Source organism: Nakamurella antarctica (assembly GCF_003860405.1).
Taxonomy (GTDB): Bacteria; Actinomycetota; Actinomycetes; order Mycobacteriales; family Nakamurellaceae; genus Nakamurella; species Nakamurella antarctica.
This window is the reverse complement of the sequence record NZ_CP034170.1, coordinates 1,884,080-1,905,962: the sequence shown is the minus strand read 5'-3', so window position 1 is coordinate 1,905,962 and position 21,883 is coordinate 1,884,080. Positions and strand designations below refer to the sequence as shown.

The window sequence follows — 21,883 nt, the reverse complement described above, 5'->3', positions numbered from 1 at the left end:
GCTGGCGCGCCTACGTTTTGCCGTTGCTCATTGCCGCGACGGTATTGGTGATCGTCGAGATCGCGGCGAGTGTTGCCGTTTCCCCACCAACAGAAAAGGTCGCCCAGCCAGCTGCCCAGACCATTGCTGCGAGCACCGTCGTCCAGACTGTGGGGGTTTCGGGAAGTGACACCGTCGTGGTGTCCGTGATGCCCCCGGTCACTGTCACTGCGCCACCTACCGAATCTGCTCTGCAACAAGCTCCCGATCCGAACGGCGCGTACGCCACGGGTTTGACGGCGGGTGCTCTCCCACCCGGAGGTGAATTCTCCGCAGCTGGCGATGGAACATTCCGCATAGTTCCAGGGACCTCCGCGGTCATTGGCACGTCGCCGAATGTGAAGACGTACACAATTGAAATAGAGAACGGTGTGGTTGTGCCCGCCGGCGATGCTGACTTCGCGACGATGGTCGAGAAGACTCTGGCAGATCCCCGAAGCTGGCCTGCGGTACCGGCTGCTAAATCGTCACTGCAGCGTATTGACTCCGGTGAGCCGGACTTCCGCGTGAGCTTGACAAGCCAGATGACAGTTCGCCAACTCTGCGGGTTCGATATTCAGCTGGAGGCGTCTTGTTTCACCCGCAGTATCAGCCGCGTCGTGATCAATGACGCCCGCTGGGTCCGGGGTGCGACCGCCTACAACGGCGACCTGGGTTCCTACCGGCAATACGCCATCAACCACGAAGTCGGACACGCGTTAAATTTCGGTCACCAGCCGTGTGGAACCAATGGCGGGCTTGCACCGGTGATGATGCAGCAGTCGTGGAGCGTGTCGGATGACGACCTGGCCCCATTTGGCGGTGCGGTCCAGGCCGACGGCAAGGTGTGTAAGGCCAACCCTTGGCCCGATCCACTCGGCGGCGAGGGGCAAAGTACAGCCACCGGCTAGCACCCATAGGAGTTCCTTCCGGGGACCCGGTTGCGGCACACTAGACTTGTGTCAACTATCAGTCAGCCTGCAGCGGCCGAGGTCCTACCACCACTGGTGAACCCGGGCGCGGACCTCACCCGTGAAGAGATCCAGCGGTATTCGAGGCATCTGCTATTGCCGGAGATAGGTAGAACGGGTCAAAGGCGACTCAAGAACTCGAAGGTCGCCGTGATGGGCGCCGGGGGACTCGGCGCGCCGGTCATGCTGTATCTCGCCGCGGCCGGTGTCGGAACCATCGGGATCGTCGACTTCGACATTGTTGAAGAATCTAACTTGCAACGCCAAGTAATCCATACGGTTTCCGACGTGGGACGCCTTAAAACCACATCAGCGGCTGAGTCAATTGGCGCCATCAACCCGTTGGTGACTGTCGTAGAGCATCGGCTGCGGCTCGATGCGACCAATGCACTGCAGGTTTTAGGCGATTATGACTTGGTCGTAGATGGCACAGACAACTTCGCAACCCGCTACCTCGTCAATGATGCGTGCGTAATTTTGGGGCTCCCGTACGTCTGGGGATCGATTTTCCGATTTGAGGGACAGGTGAGCGTCTTTTGGGCCAATCACGGACCTCAGTATCGCGATGTGTTCCCGCATCCCCCGCCGCCCGGATCCGTTCCGAGTTGCGCTGAAGGTGGAGTGCTAGGGGTGTTGTGCGGGTCAATTGGTTCCACGATGGCTACTGAGGCGATCAAGATGATTTGCGGGATTGGTCGGCCGTTGCTCGGCCGTCTTCTGGTGTACGACGCATTGGAGATGTCCCATCGCCTAATCCATGTACGCCCAGACCCTCAGGGTGAGCCCGTGTCGCACCTTGCGGACTACGAAGAGCTGTGCGAGATCGACCCCGAAGCAACCACTATGGCCTGTCCTGATTCGCAAGTCGCAGCGCAGGTGCTGCGCCTATTGCTGGACAGCCAACAACCACCGTGGCTCATTGACGTCCGAGAATCCGCTGAGTTCGACATCGTGGCGCTGCCGGGTGCCGTGCTGGTGCCATTGGGGGAGATAACGAGTGGCCGCGAAATGCCGCGATTGCGCGATCTCGCGGCTTCCCGAGACCTCGTGGTGTATTGCAAATCCGGGGCACGCTCCGCCTCCGCGGTGCAGGTCCTGCAAGAGGCAGGTCTGTGTAATGTGACCCATTTGAAGGGTGGAATTCTGGAGTGGATTTCGCTCCTCGATCAGAGTTTGCCCACGTATTAGGGTCGCACTCCAGAGGGCGGGAATGCCACTGGCGCAATTCTGGGTGTGGCCGGTGTGTGCGAACCGATCCGCGGGGAACGCGGCTGATGCTTTGGCAACGAAGGTGTACCGGTAGCGTCATTGTGGTGACCAGCCCGCCCCCTGAACATGTGCGCTCGGCCTTTGCCGTCGCCGCCGCTGAACCTCAGCATCTGCCTGGTGGTCGCTCTCTGGCATTCCGGTGTGGGGATGTGGTGTTGAAGCCGGTGGACAACGCGGCAGAAGCGTCTTGGTTGGCGGCGGCCTTCGAGCAGCTGCGCGTCGATGGGATTCGGATTGCTCGGCCCGTGAGGTCCTCTGACGGCCGGTGGGTAGTCTCCGGGTGGAGTGCGCAGCGCTTCGTCTCAGGGCGCCCGGCACCCAGGTTCGGCGAAATCATTTCTGTGGGTGTGGAACTGCATCGCGCGCTCGCAGGTCTGCCACGGCCCAAGTTTCTTGATCATGCAGAGGGCCTCTACTCCTGGGCCGATAGAATTTCCTGGGGTGAAAGTGCAGCCTCCACCGAAGGTCTGGGCGAAGGCGTTGGCGCCGACACCTTCGCCGCTCTCGCTGCCGGACGTCATGACGTGGATTTGCCATCCCAGGTCGTGCATGGCGATCTTGTGGGCAATGTGTTGTTCGCGGGATCGGCGCCGCCCGCCGTCATCGATATCACTCCGTTTTGGCGCCCACCCCTGTGGGCTAGCGCAGTGGCCGTCGTCGATGCCGTTGCATGGGGCGGCGCCGACCCGGAGATGGCGGCGGCGCTGCAGCAACAAACCCACTGGCGCCAAATGTTGCGACGCGCCTTGATGTTTCGGCTGGCGATCAGCCTTGCGCACCCGAGGAGTACGTCGGAATCTCTTGTCGGTGTCTTATCAGCAGTGCAACTGCTGGAACCCATGATGAATGAGAATCTGCCGGGGCTCGGCGCTCACTGACTTATTCGGATTCTTCTCTGTCACAGACGAATTGCTGGTCAAGAAGCATGCCGTCGAGGTGCCTTGGTTCAATTCCCGCCTGCATCGTCGCTAGAAGAAGACCGCCAAGCCGATGGTGGGGATCAGCAGCAAACACTCGGTCGAGCGCGACCTGGGCCAGCGCACCATCACCGGCCCGATAAGCGACCACGGCGAGCACCGCGCATGTTTGGGCGCATGCCGTTGAGGGGGTCCAGACCGCAAGATCGACAAAGAGAGCCACCACAGACTCGTCATGGTTTTTCAAAGCCCAGTAAATAGCTTGGTCCCGCAGTAGCGGGTCATCGAATGCCACCACCAAGTCGGCGATTAGCTCCTCTCCCAGGGGATCTCCGGCGACCCGTAGTGATCGTGCCTGGTGGAGTTTGGTACTCAGATTTTCAGTGTTGGCCGGAGCCCGGCTGGCGTGTGGTGAACGCGCTGCATGATCAACGCGTCGGGACTGAGCCCGAGCAATCTGGTCCACAGCATCTTGAGCAATGCCGCCAACCGGTCCCGCAATGGAGGTACGCAATGCGTCGCGGTCGGCCAAAACGCGACGCCCGGCACAGGCATGCGCGCTACTCAACTTCGCGATCTCTGAATTGCTTTCCGCTAGCAGCGGGTACCCAGGGGTGCCTGGCCGATGTTGCTGATACGAAAGGCTAGTTTTCTCACGAACCAGGTAGAGGTCGAAAACTCGGATCCCAGCGCCTTTGATCGCTCGCCGGCAGTCCTGCATCAACGCGTGCTGCGCAAAGCGCCGACGTGACACTGGTCCGGTGTCTTCGCCATCGGTGTAACAGATAAGCACCACCGAATCAGCATGCGCGCGAGCTTGCAGAGCAACGTACGACGCGAGTGCGGAGCGCTCTTCGCGGGGTGCGTCGGGTGCAGGCAAGTCAATTCGCATTACTGGCCCAATCCGATTGCGCGGATTACGCATGCACAGCAGTACAAGTGACTCGCGGGGGTGAAAGCCGAGGAGATAGGGGACCGAGGCGATGACGCCTTCCGCTCCGCTGACCCGTACGACATCTGTGTGAGTTGATGAGGTTGTCATCACTTCACGATGCTGCCTTGGCGTCAACCCTGGAGCTCGGAGTGTGACGATGTGGATCAAAACGTGCTTGTGGATACCTGATGCTGGCTAGTGACCCGGGCCGCTAGGCCCGGCACGACGGTCACGGAACTGCTTCACCGAGATGCGGCCGTCAACGGCCAAGACGCCTTCAGCTGCCAGTAGCGCCAACTGCTCGGCGGCTATGTGCGGTGCGGGTCTTCCGCTCGCGGGAAGCACTCGATGCCAGGGCAGGTCGTCATCGGCCATCTCCGACAGCACTCGACCCACCAACCGGGGCGACCGACTTCCAGCTGACACTGCAATCTCACCGTAGGTCGCAACGGAACCCGGCGGGATCGACGCAACAATATCCAACATCCTGCGCGCCAGGGGAATGTCCATTCGTTCCTCCTGAACGAGTCGTTTGCACAACGCTGAGGTTTTGGCCGAATAATGCGATGTCGGTGCTGCGTGGTCTGATGTTCGTATGTCGACTCCCGCTGCAGTGACGCATGTTCTGACGCGAAGTCGTCGCGTGCCCACTGTAATGACGCCTACACCGGAGCAAGCCGACATCATCGCCAACATAAGCCCGCGGCTGCGCGTGCTCGCAGGGCCTGGCACAGGCAAAACCGCCACCTTGGTGGAATGTGTGGCGGATCGGGTCATCAACCGCGGCGTCAATCCGAGTCAGATTTTGGTGTTGACATTTTCAAAGAGAGCGGCCGCGGAGTTAACGGCCCGAATGGTGTCGCGTTTAGGGATCACCACCCGAGAGCCGATGGTGCGGACCTTGCACTCGTATGCCTATTCCCTGGTGCGCACGCAGGCCAGGCGGATGGGCGAGCAGGAGCCCAGGCTTCTCGGAGCGGGCGAGTCGGATCAGATGATTCGCGAAATGCTTTCCGGACACGTCGACCAGGGAGGCGGGCCATGGCCGGAGTTCCTGCACCGGGCATTGGGGATGAGCGGGTTTGCCGCGGAGCTTCGAAATCTGTTGGCGCGCAGCACAGAATCTGGTCTGGCACCAGCAGACATCATCAGTTGGGGCCGCCGGAAGGAGCGGCCGGAGTGGGTGGCAGCTGGTCAATTTGCCACCGAATACTCCAAGGTTCTGGATCTACGCACGGGCACCACACGCCAGGGTCAGGCTCTTGACCAGGCCGAATTAATGGGGGTGGCACTCGGCCTGTTGAAGAATGACGAAATACTCGCAGTGCAACAAGCTCAGATCCGCCGAATTTTTGTGGACGAGTATCAAGATGTTGACCCGGCACAAGCTGCTGTCATCGCGGCCCTCGCCACGGGAGCGGATGAGCTCATGGTCGTGGGGGATCCCGACCAATCGATTTACGCGTTTCGCGGATCTGATCCTGCTGCGATGAAAAACGTCATCGTAGATAGGACGGTGGCTTTGACGCAGGGGCGGCGGATGTCAGCCGAAATCACCCGGGCAACGCGTAGGGTCGCCGCGCTACTTCCCGGCCCTGCGGAACATCGCGCGCTCGTGGTGGTGCCCACTCAGAGCGTGGACCGGGAACCTGGTCAGCCGGTTTTGGCGGCCGCGCTCGGGCCTGCTGGCGTGGGGCCTGGGGGCATGCAGTCAGCGGGCGTGGAATCTGCGGGGGTCGGCTTGATCGACGTGCGAGTATTTTCCAGTGCAGCCGCGGAAGCGTCCTATATCGCGGACGGGTTTCGCCGGGCTCACCTTCGCGAGGGCATTGCCTGGTCGCAGATGGCTGTTTTGGTGCGATCCCCGCAGGCGTCGCTACCAGCCTTGCGCAGGGCCTTTACCGTGATGGGCGTACCGCTCGCTCAACCCGCGGACAGCCGGTCGATGGTTGCCGATGCCACGGTATCTGCGCTCCTGATGGTGCTCGAGGCCGCAACGACTCCCGCGTCGTTGACGGGTCCGAGAGCGGTTGAATTGATGACGTCACCGTTGGCTGGCCTGGACTTGCTGTCTCTTCGGCGGCTGCGACGCGCGCTCAAAGTTGCCAGACCTGACGAAGGCGGCACGACAGACTTGCTTGCCTCGGTGTTGGCGGGCGCTCCGATTCCCGCAGGTTTGTCGCCTGATCTTTCGCTACCGTTGACGGCGGTGGTGGCCATGCTTGAGATTGCTCGACGCGCCCGCAACGATTCGGATGCGGAGTCTGCACTCTGGGGGATCTGGCAGCGCAGTGCGCGTGAGGGTGTACTGCGCGAGGCAAGTTTGCGGGGCGGCCGGGCCGGCCAACAGGCTGACGTTACGTTGGATGCCGTCATAGCCCTCTTCGAGACGGCTGCCCATCGGGCTGAAGTGCTGCCTGGTGCTGGCGTGAGCGATTTCGTCGAGGCGGTGCTTGGGCGCGAGATCGAGGAGGATCTTTTCGGCCCGCATGCCACGTTCACTGAGGCAGTGCAAATCTTGTCTGCGCACAGTTCCAAAGGCCTAGAATTCGAGGTAGTCGCTCTGACCGGTGTCGAGGAGGGCCGCTGGCCCGCTCAGGTGAGCAACAGCAGCCTCTTGGGGACCTCGGACCTGTTGGATTTTGCACATGGGTTGCCTGCCACTGCTTCTCGTTCGATTCACAACCTCGCAGATGAGCGGCGATTGTTTTACGTCGCAGCAACTCGAGCAAAAAAGATATTAATCGCGACCGCGGTCGCTGACCCACAAACTCAGCCGTCGCGTTTTTTGTTCGAGATCGCCGGCACTCAAGAAATTCCGCAGGGCAGACCCCTGTCTGCCGATGGCAGGGAGCGTCGCGGACTGAATGTCCCTGAACTACTCGCAGATCTTCGCCGATCTGCTTCTGACCCGGCAGCACCCTTGGCCCTGCGTGAAGTGGCAGCGGGCCATTTGGCAGAGCTGAGTAGCCATCGGGTGCGCGGGGCCGATCCCACACTCTGGTGGGGACTCCCTCCAGTCTCGACAGGTGAAGAGGTCCTGGCGGAGTCGGAGACGGTCGTGATATCGCCGTCAATGGTTGAGTCCCTCAATCGGTGCGCACTCGGAGCAGTTCTGGAACGCCACGGCGGTCGAGGGGAGGCAGGGGAGGCGCAGCTCGAAGGTGTGGTCGTGCATGCTCTGGCGCACGGGATAGCTCTCCAACTGCCATGGGAGGAGCTGATGGCGGAGTTGGATGACTACCTCGATGCGGACCGGTCCTTGGCCCCGTGGCAATTGGCGCGGCTGCGGCGACTGGCTGTTTCCATGGCCCTTGCTGTTCAACAGTGGTCCACCGCACATCATCCGCCGTGGGAGTTGATCGGGTCCGAAGTACCTGTTCTGTCCGCGGTGCCGACCTGCGCGCCCGGCGATGGGTTGAGTTCTGAGCAAGCCGAACGTCCGGTGGTGATCTCTGGGCGAGCTGATTGGATCAGTGCGGACGAAGAGGGCCTGCCGGTCGTCGTAGATTTCAAAACCAGTTCGTCTATTGTGTCGAAGGCCGAGGCGGAAGCTAACCCCCAGCTCGCTACGTATCAGGTCGCTATCGGTTCACCGGTACACGCCGTAGACCCTCGCGAACCAACAGCGCCCAACACGGAGACCGAACAGGCTCGCGAAAGCGGCGGCGCGGTATTGGTGTACCTGCGGAAGGGCACGCCCACGGTGCGGGAGCAGTCTCCACTCACACCAGAGCAGCGCGTTACATGGATTGGCGAGATCCGCCGGGCGGCAGCCCATTTGACGGCTGCCACCGCTCTCGCCACAGAGAATAAGTATTGCGACTTTTGTTCGGTGCGGACCTCTTGTCCCGTACAGGAACAAGGTCGGCAGGTGACCTGATGAGGCAGAAAAAAATCAGCGCCCTGGAGCTTTCGCGGGCCTTGGGTCAGGAGTTCCCGCCGACGCGAGAGCAAATCGCGGTGATTGAGGCTGACCTTTCTCCTCTCCTCGTGGTGGCTGGTGCCGGATCCGGCAAAACCGAAACAATGGCGGCGCGAGTGGTCTACCTCATCGCCAATGGCTGGGTTCTGCCTGAGGACGTACTCGGGCTCACCTTCACCCGAAAGGCGGCGTCCCAGCTCCTGCAGCGCATCCGAAGTCGGTTGGCTGCCCTCGCAGCATCGGGCTTGATAAGTGCCGATTTGCGAGAGCATCTTCTTGCTACTGAGCCGCAGGTGTGGACCTACCACGCATTTGGCGGCCGGCTGATATCCGAATTCGGAACGCTGGTCGGAGTGGAACCAACCGCCCGAATCCTGAGTGCCACCGGTTCCTGGCAGCTTGCCGGATCAGTGGTGCGACGATGGGATCAAGACCTGCGGACGGACCTGACGCCGGACCGGGTCACCGAGCGGCTTCTGAACCTGTCGGGGGTGCTTGCCGACCACCTCCGAACACCTGCAGAGTTGGAAAAGCTGACCCTCGAACTAGCGGCAGCCATAGAAGACTCGCGGCCAACCCGGCGTCAAACCAGTGCGATCCATAGCAAGCTCGTTTCCCTACACACAAGGCTGACGAATCGCAGCGGAATCTTGCCACTCGTAGAAGCATTTCGGCAGGCGAAGCGTGCCGCGGGGGTGCTCGACTTCGGTGATCAGATGCAGCTGGCTGCTGAGTTGGTGCGCGAGCAAAGCAGGGTGGGCGCGGAATTGCGCCACCGACACAAGGTGGTGTTGTTGGATGAATACCAGGACACCGGCCATTCGCAGCGCGAAATATTGACATTCCTTTTCGGTTCGAAGTCAGGTGCGATGGGGCACCCTGTAACTGCGGTCGGCGACCCTTGTCAATCGATCTATTCGTGGCGGGGCGCATCGGCTTCGAACTTGCCGAGATTTATTACTGATTTCCCTCAGAAAGATGGTGCCGACGCCGGGCGAGCCAGCCTGTTGACAAGCTTTCGCAACCCTTCAGACATCTTGACGATCGCCAACTCGATTTCCGCGCCGATCCGGTCTGCGCCAGTCGCAGTGGATGTGCTGACACCTCGGCTAGGGGCCAGCCGCGGGCAGGTGCGGTATGGCCTCTTCGCCACGTCGCTCGACGAAAACACCTGGGTAGCAGACACTATCGCCCACGAGTGGCGGACGGCGCAGGCTCGATCAGCACCTCCGCCCACCACTGCTGTGCTGTTTCGCCGGCGGTCGGCAATGGCAGGCATCGCCGACCTACTCACCGAACGGGGCATTCCGGTAGAAATCACCGGGTTGGCCGGACTGTTGAACGAACCGGAAATCATCGACCTGGTCAGCACGCTTCAGGTGCTAGTAGAACCAGCGGCCGGCGGAGCAGCTATCAGAATTCTCACCGGGGCGCGATGGCGGCTGGGCCTCGCTGACCTTGCCGCCCTGCAGCGCAGGGCGCGGCAGCTTTCGCAGCGCCCAGCGACGGGACGCCTCGTAGCGAAGGTGAGTTCAAACAACGGTGATGACGACGTTGATGGCAGCCACCGATTGAGCGCTGTGCGTTCAGCTCTGACGCACGCTCAGCGGGGCGAGAGTTTCGAGAGCGCCGGATTGGTCGATGCAATTTCGGATCCCGGGCCGGGCGCGGAGTTTTCAACGGAGGGGTTTGACCGGATTCGGCGACTGGGCTCTGAGTTGCAGTGGTTGCGTAGGCGTTTGGCGCAGCCTTTGACAGATGTTGTCGCTGATATCGAACACACGATTGGGCTCGATATCGAGGCACCGCTGGCCGGCACTAAAGGACGTACCCATCTGGACGCCTTTGCTCAGGTGGTCGCGGACTTTTCCGGGCAGGCTTCCCCCACAGGCAGTGGCGCCAGCGGTTCGTCACTCACTGCCGCGGTTGATCTTCTCGAATTTCTCCGAGTGGCAGCTGATGCGGAAAATGGATTGGCACCGGGGGAGGTGGAGCAGTCCGACAGCGCAGTACAGCTGATGACCGTGCATGCGGCCAAGGGGCTCGAATGGCAACTCGTGGCCGTCCCACAGCTGGCGGAATCAATATTTCCTGGAGTGAAAGGTCTGAGTTGGCTTTCAGATGATGGCCAACTGCCACCCAGTATTCGAGGTGATCGCGAGGACCTGCCGCAGCTCGATCTTTCGCATTGCCTGGATCAAGGGGAGATTTGCGACGCAGTGGAAGAGCACAAAGCGGCGTGGAAGGCCGCGCAGCTGACGGAGGAGCGCCGCCTGCTCTACGTCGCTCTGACGCGATCGGAAGGCACGCTGGTCTTCAGTAGCCATTGGTGGTCCTACGGCGCCACAAAGTACCGCGGTCCCAGCGCATTCTTTGGGGAATTAGCGGACGCCGCCAGCGCGGTAGCAGTCCCGGACGAGTGGGCGGATAGACCACTGCCGGACGAGGCCAACCCGCTTCTGCGGAAACCTCGCTCCGCCCTGTGGCCGGCTGACCCTCTCGGCGGCAGGCGTGCAGCGGTGGAAACAGCCGCCTCAATGGTGCGCACCGCCGTAGCACTGCGGAAGGCAGAAGCTGCCGCGCCCACCAGGTTCGCAAAACCCCCAGCCTTGTCAGAGGCGCCCGAAACCACCCAGGCGAAAACGTCAGCGGCGGAAGGCCCACCAATTCGGGTGCTCCCGTCCGAAGAGGCGGGGGTGGCTCGCGAAGGCGACGACCCACGGGGGTGGAAGCGGGACGTTGATGCGCTCATCGCAGAGAAGAAAGCGCTGGAGATCAAGCAGTTCACCGTTGAGTTGCCAAGCACAGTGTCCGTTTCCGCGCTGGTGGCGCTTGCTCGAGATCCAGCAAGACTGGCTCAGAATATTCGTCGACCACTGCCAGTGGCTCCTTCGGTGCGAGCGCGTCGCGGTACCGCATTCCACCAGTGGCTCGAGCGTTACTACGCTGGAGAAGCGTTGCTGGACCTGGCAGAACTCCCAGGAGCAGATTTCCGAGACACGCTGGTGGAGAACGATATTGAGAGTCTGCGGAGGTCATTTCTTACGTCGCCGTGGGCAGATCGGGTCCCGCAGGATCAGGAAGTACCGTTCGCGATGATGGTCGGAGACCTCCCCGTGCGGGGTCGCATAGACGCCGTCTTCTCTGACGCCGACGGGGGTTGGACCGTTGTGGACTGGAAGACCGGCCAGCAACCAGATTCGGCTGGCGCTGCCGCAGCCGCTGTCCAACTCGCCGCCTACAGACTGGCGTGGGCGCAAATCTGTGGGTGTGACGTGGAAGAAGTCCGTGCTGCCTTCCATTACGTGCCCAGCGGCATCACGGTCTCTCCCACTGAACTGTTGGATGAAGCCGGCCTATTCAGGTTGGTCGAGGCGGGGACGTCCTCGCTCACCACTCCCGAAAGGCCTGAGATCGGCGCACAGGGCGCGGGCGTCCACAATGGGGAGGAGCTCGAATAACAGAGCTGGTATCTCAGGCCCTACCAACACATCTGACTGCCCGCCACGAAGGACCCGTATTCTTTCGGTATGACGCAGTCCGTGGCTGATGGCACGCCTTCCGAAGCTCGCCCCCCCGATGCCAGCGCAGTGGGTCGCAGCGCGATCAGCGGCTCGCAAGCCCTGGCCGCCGATGCCCCCAGCGACCCGCACCGTGGTCCGGGTGGGCCCGCTATCTTTCGCGGCCGACCGGTTCCTGTAGACCGTGCAGCGGTGATGGCCATCGTCAATCGCACCCCCGATTCTTTCTACGACCGCGGGGCTACTTTTGCTGACGCGGCGGCCCTCGACGCAGTTCGGGCCGCAGTGGACGATGGAGCCGACATTATCGATATCGGCGGTGTCAAGGCTGGCGTGGGTGCGGACGTCGACGTTGCCGAAGAAATCAGAAGGGTAGTCCCGTTTATCGCCACGGTCCGGAACTTGTGGCCCGATCTGATTATCAGTGTCGACACCTGGCGCGCAGAGGTGGCGATAGCGGCATGCGGCGCGGGTGCGGATCTCATCAACGACACCTGGGCGGGAGTTGATCCTGACCTGGTGGACGTGGCCAGGCAGTTCGGTGCCGGGCTGGTGTGCTCGCACACGGGGGGTGCCGTGCCGCGAACAAATCCGTTCCGCAGCTCTTATGTGGATGTTGTGGCTGCGGTTTTGGCAGAAACCACCACAGCAGCGTCGAAAGCCGTCGGGAAGGGCGTTCCCGCGGAGGGAATTTTGATCGATCCCACGCATGACTTCGGAAAAAATACCTATCACGGCCTCGAACTTCTGCGGCGCACCGGTGAACTCGCCCTGTCAGGCTGGCCCGTGCTGATGGCGTTGTCCAACAAGGACTTTGTAGGCGAGACTCTTGGTGTTCCGCTCAATGAAAGAGTTGACGGCACACTCGCTGCGACCGCTTTTGCAGCCGCTGCCGGCGCCGCCATCTTCCGGACCCACCAGGTGCGCCAAACCCGACACGTACTTGAAATGATCGGCTCTATTAGCGGTCGACGACAGCCGTCCGCTCCGCGAAGAGGATTGGCCTGAGAAGTCCGAGCCATTCAGTGTGGGGCTTGGCGCTCTGGGCACAAATCCCGCGGGTTCAACTCTCCATTTTGCTGGCACAGTCGGACGACGTGGCATCATCAGAGGGTGACCACAGTTTTGCAATATCTTGTCATCGCGGTAGTCGTGGGCCTTGCGCTTTTCGGAATCGCGGTGCTCATCTTCGGGCGAGGCGAGCAGATGGCCGCACTGCCCGCGCGTACATCACCAGCGCAACTGCCGAGCACAGGCACTACTGGCAAGGATGTGCGAGCCGTCCGATTTGCCATGGCGCTGCGGGGATACCGCATGTCAGATGTCGATTGGACCTTGGACCGGCTTTCGGAGGAACTAGATCGCACACATGCTGAGCTTGCCTTGATGAGGTCGGCGCACCCCGAGTCAACATTGGACGAGAGAGAAATGGACTTCATGACCACCGACCCCACCCCAGCATTTGCGCTGACAGAAGCAGAAGCAGAAGCAGAAGCAGAAGCGGTGCAGGAGCGGCAAGGCGCTCAGGGTGCAGACATTCACTCGGTCGTGAGCTTTGTGCCGCAGGACGCCGAGTCAGCGGCGCGGTCATGAGCACTAACCGTGTACGCGTTGCAGTTTCGGTGACGAGTAAGGCAAGCCCTGAGCGAGCGTTCGAGGTTCTGGTGAATCCGAGCTGGCAGAGCAAATGGATGCTGGGTACCACCACCTACGCAGTATCCGGCCAGACCCAAGCGCCGGAGGTGGGTACGAAAATGGTCGCGTTCACCGGTGTGCTTGGCGTCGGTTTTCTTGATCTGATGACGGTGACTGAGCTAGATCCACCCCGCCGATGGGTGGTCGAACACAACGGAAAGATTGTCCGGGGGGACGGCATCTTCACCGTGGACCCTCACGGCAGCGGATCCACCATCACGTGGATTGACGATGTAGATCTGCCGTTCGGGATTATCGGCCGGCTCGGATGGATCGTCGTAAGACCAGCAATTAAATGGGGCTTCCAGCTCTCGATGAACCGGCTGGCAGCGCTCCTGGACGCCGAAAGCACTCCTGCCGGATAGGGAAAGCTGCAGATAGTGTCAGCAGTCGAATCAGGTCTGCGAGCGTGAAGACGTCGATTTTAAAGTCCCAAATAACTATGAATAGACCGAACTAGCCGCCGTAGATTCTGTACCGCGTTCCGCACCTGCTGCTAAGACTGGTCGGCGCCTTCGGCTGCGGCAGAGTCTTCTGCTGGCGGGCTGGGGGATTCGATGACGACGAATCCAGACTCGAGGTCGATTCGAAGATCGCTGTCGCGGCCGTGCCCTTCCTCCTCGCGCCGCAGAGCCTTGGAGCGGCGTTCCTCGATCTCGTGCCGCATTCCAGGATTAAAGATCTCGCCAAGTGGTCCCACGACCTCAGCCTACGGGACAACCGGGAGCACTGCACCTCACCGCGTGGAGGCTGTGGGTCTCTCCGGCCACTAGCGTGCCAGCGCCGCTGCTTGAGTTCGGAAGGTTGCGTGCGAGCCTTCGCAGCTCCCGACTTTCATGAGAATCGACCTCGGTTCGTCATCTGAGGCACCTGTGAGAGAGAATAAGAAGCCTGCTTCGAGCGGGTCGACAGGTGCCGGGGTTGTAGCCGGTCCGCGTCGGACTATTGATAACTGTCGTGGAGGGAGTCGCACATGGCGGCCATGAAGCCCCGTACCGGGGATGGTCCTCTTGAAGTTACGAAGGAGGGTCGCGGCATCGTCATGCGAGTTCCGTTGGAAGGCGGCGGCCGACTCGTTGTCGAAATTTCAGCAGACGAAGCATCGGCTTTGGGCGACGCCCTCAAAGCAGTAGTGAGTTAGTTCTTTCCGGCCGTTCTTCGCGCGGCCCGCAGTGCCTGTCACACTCGTTGGCGCGGGTGGAATCGGTTCTTCTCAGAACCGGTGCCACCCGCGCGCCACGGGCATGGTTGCTGCAGTGCTAGAGCAGACTCCGATAGAGCGCAACGGTGGTTTCCGCGACAGCGTTCCACGAGAAAGATTCAACTGCTCGGGCGCGCCCGGCTAATCCCATTTCCTTCGCACGCTGTGGCTCTGCCACCAGTGCGTTCACCGCGGCCGCGAAGGTAGCCTCGAAGGCCTCCGGGGTTGCTGCGTCATAGTGCACCAATAATCCCGTCTCGCCGTCGTTCACCACTTCAGGTATTCCGCCGACATCACTAGCGACAACTGCGGCATGGCAGGCCATAGCTTCAAGGTTCACGATTCCGAGGGGCTCGTAAACGGAGGGGCAAGCGAAGACATCCGCGGCCGAAAGTACCTGCAGTACCTGGGGGAGGGTAAGCATTCCGTTTAACCAGAAAACTCCCGGTCTGCTGGCCTGCAGCTTCGCGACCGCAGCAGCTATTTCTTCAGCGATTTCGGGGGTGTCGGGGGCTCCGGCGCAGAGCACTAGCTGGGTACCCGGTGTGAACTGATGGGCGGCCTTAATGAGGTGCCCGACGCCCTTTTGGCGGGTGATCCGACCTACGAAGGCCACTATCGGTGCGCTCAGGTCCACACCGGCTGCGACCAAAAAGTCCCGTTCGGGCACAGGCTGGTAGATCTGTGTGTCAATCCCGTTCCGAATCACATGAACTGTAGCGGGATCCAGTTCCGGATAGCAGGCGAGAATATCGGCCCTCATACCATCGGAGACGGCAATCACGGCGTCCGCCGCTTCGTAGGCAGTCTTTTCCGCCCACGAAGATACTCGGTACCCCCCGCCCAACTGCTCGGCCTTCCACGGTCGTCGGGGTTCAAGCGAATGCGCCGTCACCACGTGCGGGACGCTAGCAAGAAGCTTGCCGATGTGCCCGGCCATGTTGGCATACCAAGTGTGTGAATGCAGGATCTGTGCATCACCGAGTGCGGCGACCATGGACAGGTCCACGGATAACGTCTGGAGCGCTGCGTTCGCATCAGCCAGCTCAGGATCAGGAACGTGGCCTTTCGCTCCGTCCCGGTCGGCGCCGAAGGCGTGTACATCCACGTCCACCAAGGTCCGTAGATCGCGGACCAAGTAGTCGACATGCACGCCCGCGCCGCCGTAGATGTCGGGTGGAAATTCTCTGGTCAGGATCGCGATTCGCATGAGGGGCAGAGTATCGCTCTCCTCCGGTACGCCGCCAGAGGCGCCCCATACCCACGGCCGAGAAAGCATATCTTCGCGACGCGCACCTATTCGCAGGGTCTGGTGCAGAACAAATTCAACGGTGCGGATAAGGTCTGTTTTATGCCAAGGAAGTCCAGAGTTCTCGGAATTGTGTTGGCCGGCGGCGAAGGTAAGCGGCTGTGGCCACTTACCGCTGATCGGGCTAAACCAGCGGTGCCCTTCGGGGGGAGCTATCGGCTCATTGACTTCGTACTGTCCAATCTGGCCAACGCCGGCTACTTGCGGATATGTGTTCTGACGCAATACAAGTCACACTCTTTGGACAGGCACATCACGACCAGCTGGCGGATGAGTCAACTGCTCGGAAACTTCGTCACCCCGGTTCCGGCTCAGCAGAGATTGGGCCCCCGGTGGTACACCGGTAGTGCCGATGCGATCTACCAATCCCTCAACCTCGTCTACGACGACAACCCCGAGTACATCGTTGTGTTCGGCGCCGATCACGTATATCGGATGGATCCGGAGCAGATGGTCAACCAGCACATCGCCTCCGGCGCCGATGTGACAGTTGCAGGTATCCGGGTCCCACGGATGGAGGCGACGGCCTTCGGCGTCATTGAAACTGCTGCCGACGGGCAGAAGATCAACCAATTCCTCGAAAAACCTGCCGACCCCCCGTCGGTACCAGACGACCCAGATGTCGCGTACGCGTCCATGGGTAACTATGTGTTCAGCACGAAGGCATTAATTGAGGCGCTGAAGATCGATGCTGCCGATGAGGCCAGCATTCACGACATGGGCGCGAACATCATTCCGATGTTCGTGAACCGTGGATCTGCTTACGTATACGACTTCTCGGGCAATGAGGTGCCCGGCTCCACAGATCGGGATCGTGGTTATTGGCGCGATGTCGGCACCCTGGACGCTTACCACGAGGCGCATATGGATCTGGTTTCAGTGCACCCGATTTTCAATCTGTACAACGACCAGTGGCCCATTCTGACCCTGCCACCACCGCTGCCGCCCGCTAAGTTCATCGAAAACGGCGCGGCCCGGGAATCCATGGTGGGTCCTGGCACCATTATCTCTGGGGCCAACATCGAACGGTCAGTCATTTCGGACAATGTCCGGATTTTGGGCGGTACCAGGGTGGAGGGCTCGGTGATCATGCCTGGGGCCCGAATTGGTCGAGGTGCCTTGCTGCGTAACGTGATTCTCGACAAAAACGTCGTGGTGCCCGACGGCGCCCAGATTGGTGTCGATCACGATTATGATCGAGCCCACTACACGGTGACCGCTGGCGGCATCACCGTGGTCGGTAAGAACATCACACTCGGGGACTAGATGCCGGGCTGGGGCGAGGGTCTGACAGGACCATCGCTCCAGCCTTACCTCGATGGGGCCGGAAGTCGGGTCGGGCAGCCGGCGGGGCGTAGGTACGGCTGAACTCGAAATGCCATGCTTCGTTGTCGTACATTCTGCACAGGCCGTAACTTCCAGCTGTTTGCGCAAGCCAGTTGAAGGCAGCTGCAGGTTGGACGTCGATGGCGAATCCGACGACGTGCGCGGACTTTTCAGGTGGCAGAACGTACTGGTTTGCGACGGCCACACCGTAACGAGTCACGTAGTCGTCGTAGGTTGCTTGCTGCTGGGAGGTACTGCGCTTCCCGTCGTTGAGGCACATTACTATTCCCACTGCGGCCGCCCCCCGCCGCGCCGCCAGGTAGGCCGCTGCCGTGTTTGGGTCGAGTCCGGTTACCTCCTCGTCTGAGTACTGCGGATCCGCCGGACAGGGGGCGCCATTATCGGGTCCGGCGGCCTCAGGGTCGGGTGCGGGCAGCTCGGGCAGCGAACCAGGGTCGAAGGTGTTCGTCGGCACTGCGAGTGGCGGCGACACCGCTTCCCCAAGCGCTTCGGTCGTAGGGTCCGGATCGCTGGGCGGCTCCGTACTCGACGGGGTTGGCTCGGACGCCGTGAGAGTCGCTGCTGAATCCGAGGTGTCGGTTAATTCGGCTGTCGTGGCGGTTGCAGCTGATGTCGTGACGGCGGAAAGCGGCGCTGCCAGAAACGAGGACGAGGGTTGCTGTATCCGCGTATCTTGCGACGTACTCGATGAAATCGTCGACGTCACCGTCGTGGGCACCGACGCGTCCTGTGGGCCAGCGTGTAAAGGTGCGCCACCACATCCAGTAAGCACTAAAGCCAGAGACGCAAGACCCACTCCGAGCACGCGTGAATGACAAACGGAGGCGGAAACCCAAGCGGACATAAGCATGAAGTCTAGGTACCGTTGTGCTCCTCGGGCGCCCCAAAGGTTCACACTGCCGGTAGCGGCCTGAGAAACACTGCGGCGCAGTGGATTAGCGCAGTTTGACGGCGGCGAGCACGCCGCCGGATAGCGGGATCAGCACGGGCACGAGATTCTCGTCCTCCCGCATCAGTCTGCCCGTCTCGCGGATCGCGACGGTCTCGGCGTCGCGTTGGGTGGGGTCACTGACCCGGTCGTTTCCGAGAGCATCATCGATGACGACAATTCCGCCGGGTCGAAGAAGCCTCAAGGCCTCGACAAGGTAGTGCGGATATTCCGAGCGGGCTCCGTCAATATGGACGAGGTCGTACGCGCCGTCGGTGAGCCGAGGAAGGACTTCGAGGCCTCGCCCGTTGATGAGGCGAGCACGGGCCGGTGCAATGCCTGCATCCGCGAAGGCAGCCTTGGCCGCGCGGAGGTTTTCGGATTCGACATCGATAGAGGTAACGATGCCGTCCGGGACCATCCCGGCAAAGAGGTGGAGCGCGGAAACCCCCGCGCCTGTGCCGACCTCGACAACCGACTTCGCGCCGATCGCAGCGGCAAGGAACCGCAGGGCCGCTCCGGCACCCGACCCTGTGGGTACACATCCCAGGTCCGCCGCACGCGTACGAGCGGCCAGCATCGCTTCGCTCTCACTGATGTAAAACTCCGCATACGACCGGCTTGACGTCACCGAACACCCTTCCGAATCCCCAGATACAACGAGAGCTGCTGTGGCGATGCCAATACCGGCACGTGCGGAAACGAAGGGCTGGTGAATGAAATCCGGCTACCCGCGCTTTCGCCAATCCGGACGCTACCGGTCAGCGGTGGCGCATTTGCACAGGCGCACCGTCTCGGGCGTGGTTTAGCGGACCGATCGACGGCTTTGCCAAAAATTTACTTTCATGGCCATTTCACATGAGGTGAAGGAACAATCGTGTCAACGGTGCGTCGAAATGACGTGAAGACCTGGAGGTGATTGCACTGTCGATCCTGCCCAACCAAGCGGCGGACCACAGCCCAGAGCAACCAAATTGGGTTGCTCCTGCTTGGGAAGATATCGTCCGTGACCACGGCGACAGGGTGTACCGCCTTGCCTACCGATTGTCTGGAAACCAGTACGACGCCGAAGATATCACCCAAGAAACCTTCATCAGGGTCTTTCGGTCGTTGGCCTCCTTTAAGCCCGGTTCCTTCGAAGGGTGGCTTCATCGGATCACCACCAACGTCTTTCTGGACATGGTGCGGCGGCGGCAGCGCATCCGGATGGAGGCGTTGCCTACCGAGACCGACCGTATTGTCGGCAATGAACCGTCACCCGAGCAAGCTTTCGAAGCGGCAAACTTGGACCCGGATCTCCAAGCCGCGTTGGACGAGTTGCTACCAGAGTTCCGAGCCGCGCTCGTGCTCTGTGATGTGGAGGGCCTCTCGTACGCGGAGATCGGCCAGACCCTCGGGGTCAAGCTGGGCACGGTGCGCTCCAGAATCCATCGCGGTCGTCAGGCGCTGCGTGCCGGATTAGAACGTCGACGTGACATGAGCGCCTTCACCGGCGCGCGGCTCGCGATCGCTGGTGGTGCTCTGTGACGGCGTTTTTTGAAGACCATCTGAATATGGACGCCGTCGTCGCTTTTGCAGATGGCGAGCTATCGATGACTGCCTACCAGCGCGCGGCTGCGCATGTGATGCGATGCCCGGATTGTGCCAGCGAGATTGCGGAGCAGTGCGATGCCCGAGATCAACTCCGCAGCGCGGGCTCACCTCAAATGCGCCGTTCGCTCGCTCAGGCACTGTTTTCCATTCCTGTCGCGCTTCGCTCCACCGCCGACCCGTCCCAGTTAGAGGCAATCACTGCACCGGGGGTCGGTAGGGAATTGTCTACCAATCCCGCGATCCGCGTTGAGCATGTAACACTCGGGAAAACACGCAAGGCCCGCTTCCGATTAGGGGATAGCAACTCGGCGACGTCGGCTGCGGAGACGGTATTCACGCTCTCACCGAAGATGCCGTTTGATCGGGACCGAGATCTGCCTACGTGATCGACCGCTTCTCGCGTTATCGCCGCGCCATCTCCGCAGGTGACTCCCGGCGGGCTGGCACAGCCCCGACGGTGCGGCGTACCCTTGCCGCAAGAGCCTCAAGGCCAAAGCACGCCCGTCGCGACTTCCAGCGAAAGTGACCTCCGAAGGCTCATGCCCGACAACAACTCGACACCCGAGAACGCCTCGGAGCTAGTCAGTGCAGCCACGTCGGTGCCCAACGAAGCGTCTGTGCCCATCCAGACGCAGGTGCCCATCCAGACGCAGGTGCCCAGCCAGGCGAAGGTGCCCAACGAAGCGTCTGTGCCCAGCCAGCAGTACCGGCCGCGGCTCGGCCCACGGCCCCTGTGGAAGCCACCGGTACAACCGCTGGAGCGGGATATTTTTTCCAGACCCGCCGATGTCAGGGGCGCCTTCGCCCCACGTTCCTCTCGCCAGGATCGCCCGGGCCTTGCCCTGACCGTTCCGGTGCCCGAGATGCTCAACAGCGCGTTTGGGCGGCCGCAGGGCGGGCGAGAGTCACTGCAGCGTGGACCGAAACCAGCCGCCGCGCCGCCCGCTCCTGCGGTACAACCTGACCCCTGGCGCGACCCGAATTCGTCAGTGGTTTTGGGGTCGCCAGCCTTGGCGACCCCTGAAGCCGCTCTACCCGAAGAATTACCTGAAGTTCGCTACACCCTGCGTCAGGCCCTCTTGTCCCGAAAGCTCCAGCCAGCGGCACTCATCACACTTGCGGTGGTCGCGGTTCTCATCGGTGCATTTGGGGCCGGGATCGGGTCACTGCTGATCTCCCGAATTCCCGCCAGCGTCAACGAACCCGCTTTTTCTTTGGCTGCAGTGCAGCCCGCGGTGGAGCGGGAACCCGGATCCATCGCAGATATAGCCGCCCGGGTCAATCCAGCGGTGGTGTCGATCGAGGTACGGATCGGAAACGGCGGCGGGTCGGGATCCGGCGTGGTCATCGATGGTGCTGCAGGATATATCTTAACGAACAATCACGTAGTTTCTCTGGCAGTTACCACCCCCGATGCCCAGATGTCAGTCGTGTTTTCAGATGGGAGCCGTTTGCCCGCAACGGTTGTCGGCCGCGATATTCGAACGGACTTAGCGGTTATCAAAGTGACGGCACAGAACCTCACGGTCGCGCAGCTCGGTGATTCGTCCACGTTGGCCGTGGGGGACCCGGTAATCGCGATCGGCTCGCCGCTGGGACTGAGCGGCACAGTGACCACCGGTATTGTGTCCGCCATCAACCGTCCCGTGCGTCTCTCGGGCGAGGGGACGGACACGGATGCGGTTATCGATGCCATCCAAACCGATGCCTCGATCAACCCGGGAAATTCGGGCGGAGCCTTGGTGGATGCGACCGGCTCAGTTGTCGGAATCAACTCCGCAATCCGTACCCTTGGGTCGCAATCCTCCGGTTCCATCGGGCTCGGGTTTGCGATCCCGATAAACCTGGCAAAAGCCACCGCTCAGGAGCTGATTCGCACCGGGAAAGCTGTCCACCCCTCCATCGGGGTCGATGCGCGATCCGTATCGGATGGGACTACCGAAGGCGCCCAAGTGCAAAACGTACGGGCCGATTCGCCGGCGGCCGAGGCAGGAATAGTAGAAGGAGATGTCATCACAAAATTCGGTGACCGCACGGTAGGTAGCAGCGATGAACTGGTGGTTGCAGTGCAGTCTCGCAACGTCGGCGACGTCGTCGAGGTCGAGGTGGTTAGACAAGGTCGCAGTTTCGTCGTCCAAATGACTCTCGTTGCCGCGTAGGCGGCCGCCTCCCGTGCCACACGGGCCTTGTCCGCCGCCGGTAGTCTGGAAATCGACTGAGGCTGGCAACCAATCCGCAGCGTTGAGGGAGGTGCT

19 protein-coding genes are annotated in these 21,883 nt (G+C 61.4%); 13 read left to right on the top strand and 6 right to left on the bottom strand.

From position 1 onward, the window contains the following. Positions 1-23: 23 nt before the first annotated feature. From EH165_RS08305 to EH165_RS08295, 3 genes are all read left to right on the top strand, one after another. Entirely contained in the window at positions 24-929 is a 906-nt protein-coding gene (locus tag EH165_RS08305; RefSeq protein WP_206425865.1) for a DUF3152 domain-containing protein, read from the top strand. A 48-nt stretch (positions 930-977) separates the two neighbouring features. Beyond that, positions 978-2,177, top strand: a complete 1,200-nt coding sequence (gene moeB, locus EH165_RS08300; protein ID WP_239020492.1) for a molybdopterin-synthase adenylyltransferase MoeB — start codon at positions 978-980, stop codon at positions 2,175-2,177. A gap of 125 nt (positions 2,178-2,302) precedes the next feature. Further along, positions 2,303-3,136 carry a TIGR02569 family protein gene (locus EH165_RS08295; protein WP_206425864.1) on the top strand — a complete coding sequence of 278 codons (834 nt, stop codon included), beginning with the start codon at positions 2,303-2,305 and terminating at the stop codon, positions 3,134-3,136. A gap of 1 nt (position 3,137) precedes the next feature. Here the strand turns inward: EH165_RS08295 and EH165_RS08290 are convergent, their stop codons facing one another. Together EH165_RS08290 and EH165_RS08285 are read right to left on the bottom strand one after the other, a co-directional pair. Beyond that, positions 3,138-4,217 (bottom strand): DUF4192 domain-containing protein, encoded by a 1,080-nt coding sequence (locus EH165_RS08290; protein ID WP_124799048.1) that lies wholly within the window; start codon positions 4,215-4,217, stop codon positions 3,138-3,140. An 87-nt stretch (positions 4,218-4,304) separates the two neighbouring features. Beyond that, a complete protein-coding gene (locus tag EH165_RS08285; RefSeq protein ID WP_124799047.1) occupies positions 4,305-4,619 on the bottom strand; it encodes an MGMT family protein in 315 nt (104 codons plus the stop codon). Positions 4,620-4,704: 85 nt separating this feature from the next. On the opposite strand from EH165_RS08285, the gene EH165_RS08280 reads away from it, so the two are divergent. The 5 genes from EH165_RS08280 to EH165_RS08260 all read left to right on the top strand — a co-directional run bounded on the left by EH165_RS08280 (position 4,705) and on the right by EH165_RS08260 (position 13,615). Beyond that, entirely contained in the window at positions 4,705-7,992 is a 3,288-nt protein-coding gene (locus EH165_RS08280; protein ID WP_124799046.1) for an ATP-dependent helicase, read from the top strand. After that, positions 7,992-11,495: a UvrD-helicase domain-containing protein gene (locus EH165_RS08275; protein WP_124799045.1), complete on the top strand. Its 3,504-nt coding sequence runs from the start codon at positions 7,992-7,994 to the stop codon at positions 11,493-11,495. The genes EH165_RS08280 and EH165_RS08275 overlap by 1 nt, the downstream gene beginning before the upstream one ends. 255 nt (positions 11,496-11,750) lie before the next feature. Next, positions 11,751-12,563 carry a dihydropteroate synthase gene (gene folP / locus EH165_RS08270; protein WP_422392146.1) on the top strand — a complete coding sequence of 271 codons (813 nt, stop codon included), beginning with the start codon at positions 11,751-11,753 and terminating at the stop codon, positions 12,561-12,563. A 105-nt stretch (positions 12,564-12,668) separates the two neighbouring features. Beyond that, positions 12,669-13,148, top strand: coding sequence for a DivIVA domain-containing protein (locus tag EH165_RS08265; RefSeq protein ID WP_124799043.1), 480 nt, complete (start codon positions 12,669-12,671; stop codon positions 13,146-13,148). Next, on the top strand, positions 13,145-13,615 hold the full coding sequence (locus tag EH165_RS08260; RefSeq protein ID WP_124799042.1) for an SRPBCC family protein: 471 nt from the start codon (positions 13,145-13,147) through the stop codon (positions 13,613-13,615). Before EH165_RS08265 ends, EH165_RS08260 begins: the two co-directional genes overlap by 4 nt. Positions 13,616-13,746: 131 nt before the next feature. Here the strand turns inward: EH165_RS08260 and EH165_RS08255 are convergent, their stop codons facing one another. Beyond that, positions 13,747-13,950, bottom strand: coding sequence for a DUF6191 domain-containing protein (locus EH165_RS08255; protein ID WP_124799041.1), 204 nt, complete (start codon positions 13,948-13,950; stop codon positions 13,747-13,749). Between the two features lie 273 nt (positions 13,951-14,223). On the opposite strand from EH165_RS08255, the gene EH165_RS08250 reads away from it, so the two are divergent. Further along, entirely contained in the window at positions 14,224-14,391 is a 168-nt protein-coding gene (locus EH165_RS08250; protein ID WP_090479970.1) for a DUF3117 domain-containing protein, read from the top strand. A 118-nt stretch (positions 14,392-14,509) separates the two neighbouring features. On the opposite strand, the gene glgA is transcribed toward EH165_RS08250, so the two are convergent. Continuing rightward, positions 14,510-15,661, bottom strand: a complete 1,152-nt coding sequence (gene glgA / locus EH165_RS08245; RefSeq protein ID WP_124799040.1) for a glycogen synthase — start codon at positions 15,659-15,661, stop codon at positions 14,510-14,512. A gap of 141 nt (positions 15,662-15,802) precedes the next feature. Between glgA and glgC the strand changes: the two genes are divergently transcribed. Further along, entirely contained in the window at positions 15,803-17,026 is a 1,224-nt protein-coding gene (gene glgC, locus EH165_RS08240) for a glucose-1-phosphate adenylyltransferase (protein ID WP_124799039.1), read from the top strand. Here glgC and EH165_RS08235 read toward each other — a convergent pair. Beyond that, entirely contained in the window at positions 17,010-17,825 is an 816-nt protein-coding gene (locus tag EH165_RS08235) for a D-alanyl-D-alanine carboxypeptidase family protein (protein WP_164479161.1), read from the bottom strand. The genes glgC and EH165_RS08235 overlap by 17 nt on opposite strands. A 217-nt stretch (positions 17,826-18,042) precedes the next feature. Continuing rightward, positions 18,043-18,666 carry an O-methyltransferase gene (locus EH165_RS08230; RefSeq protein WP_239020491.1) on the bottom strand — a complete coding sequence of 208 codons (624 nt, stop codon included), beginning with the start codon at positions 18,664-18,666 and terminating at the stop codon, positions 18,043-18,045. Positions 18,667-18,968: 302 nt separating this feature from the next. Between EH165_RS08230 and sigE the strand changes: the two genes are divergently transcribed. From sigE to EH165_RS08215, 3 genes are all read left to right on the top strand, one after another. Further along, positions 18,969-19,562, top strand: a complete 594-nt coding sequence (sigE, locus tag EH165_RS08225; RefSeq protein WP_422392145.1) for an RNA polymerase sigma factor SigE — start codon at positions 18,969-18,971, stop codon at positions 19,560-19,562. After that, entirely contained in the window at positions 19,559-20,014 is a 456-nt protein-coding gene (locus EH165_RS08220; RefSeq protein ID WP_124799036.1) for a zf-HC2 domain-containing protein, read from the top strand. Before sigE ends, EH165_RS08220 begins: the two co-directional genes overlap by 4 nt. A gap of 153 nt (positions 20,015-20,167) precedes the next feature. Then, a complete protein-coding gene (locus EH165_RS08215; RefSeq protein WP_124799035.1) occupies positions 20,168-21,787 on the top strand; it encodes a S1C family serine protease in 1,620 nt (539 codons plus the stop codon). The last annotated feature ends 96 nt before the right edge of the window (positions 21,788-21,883 follow it).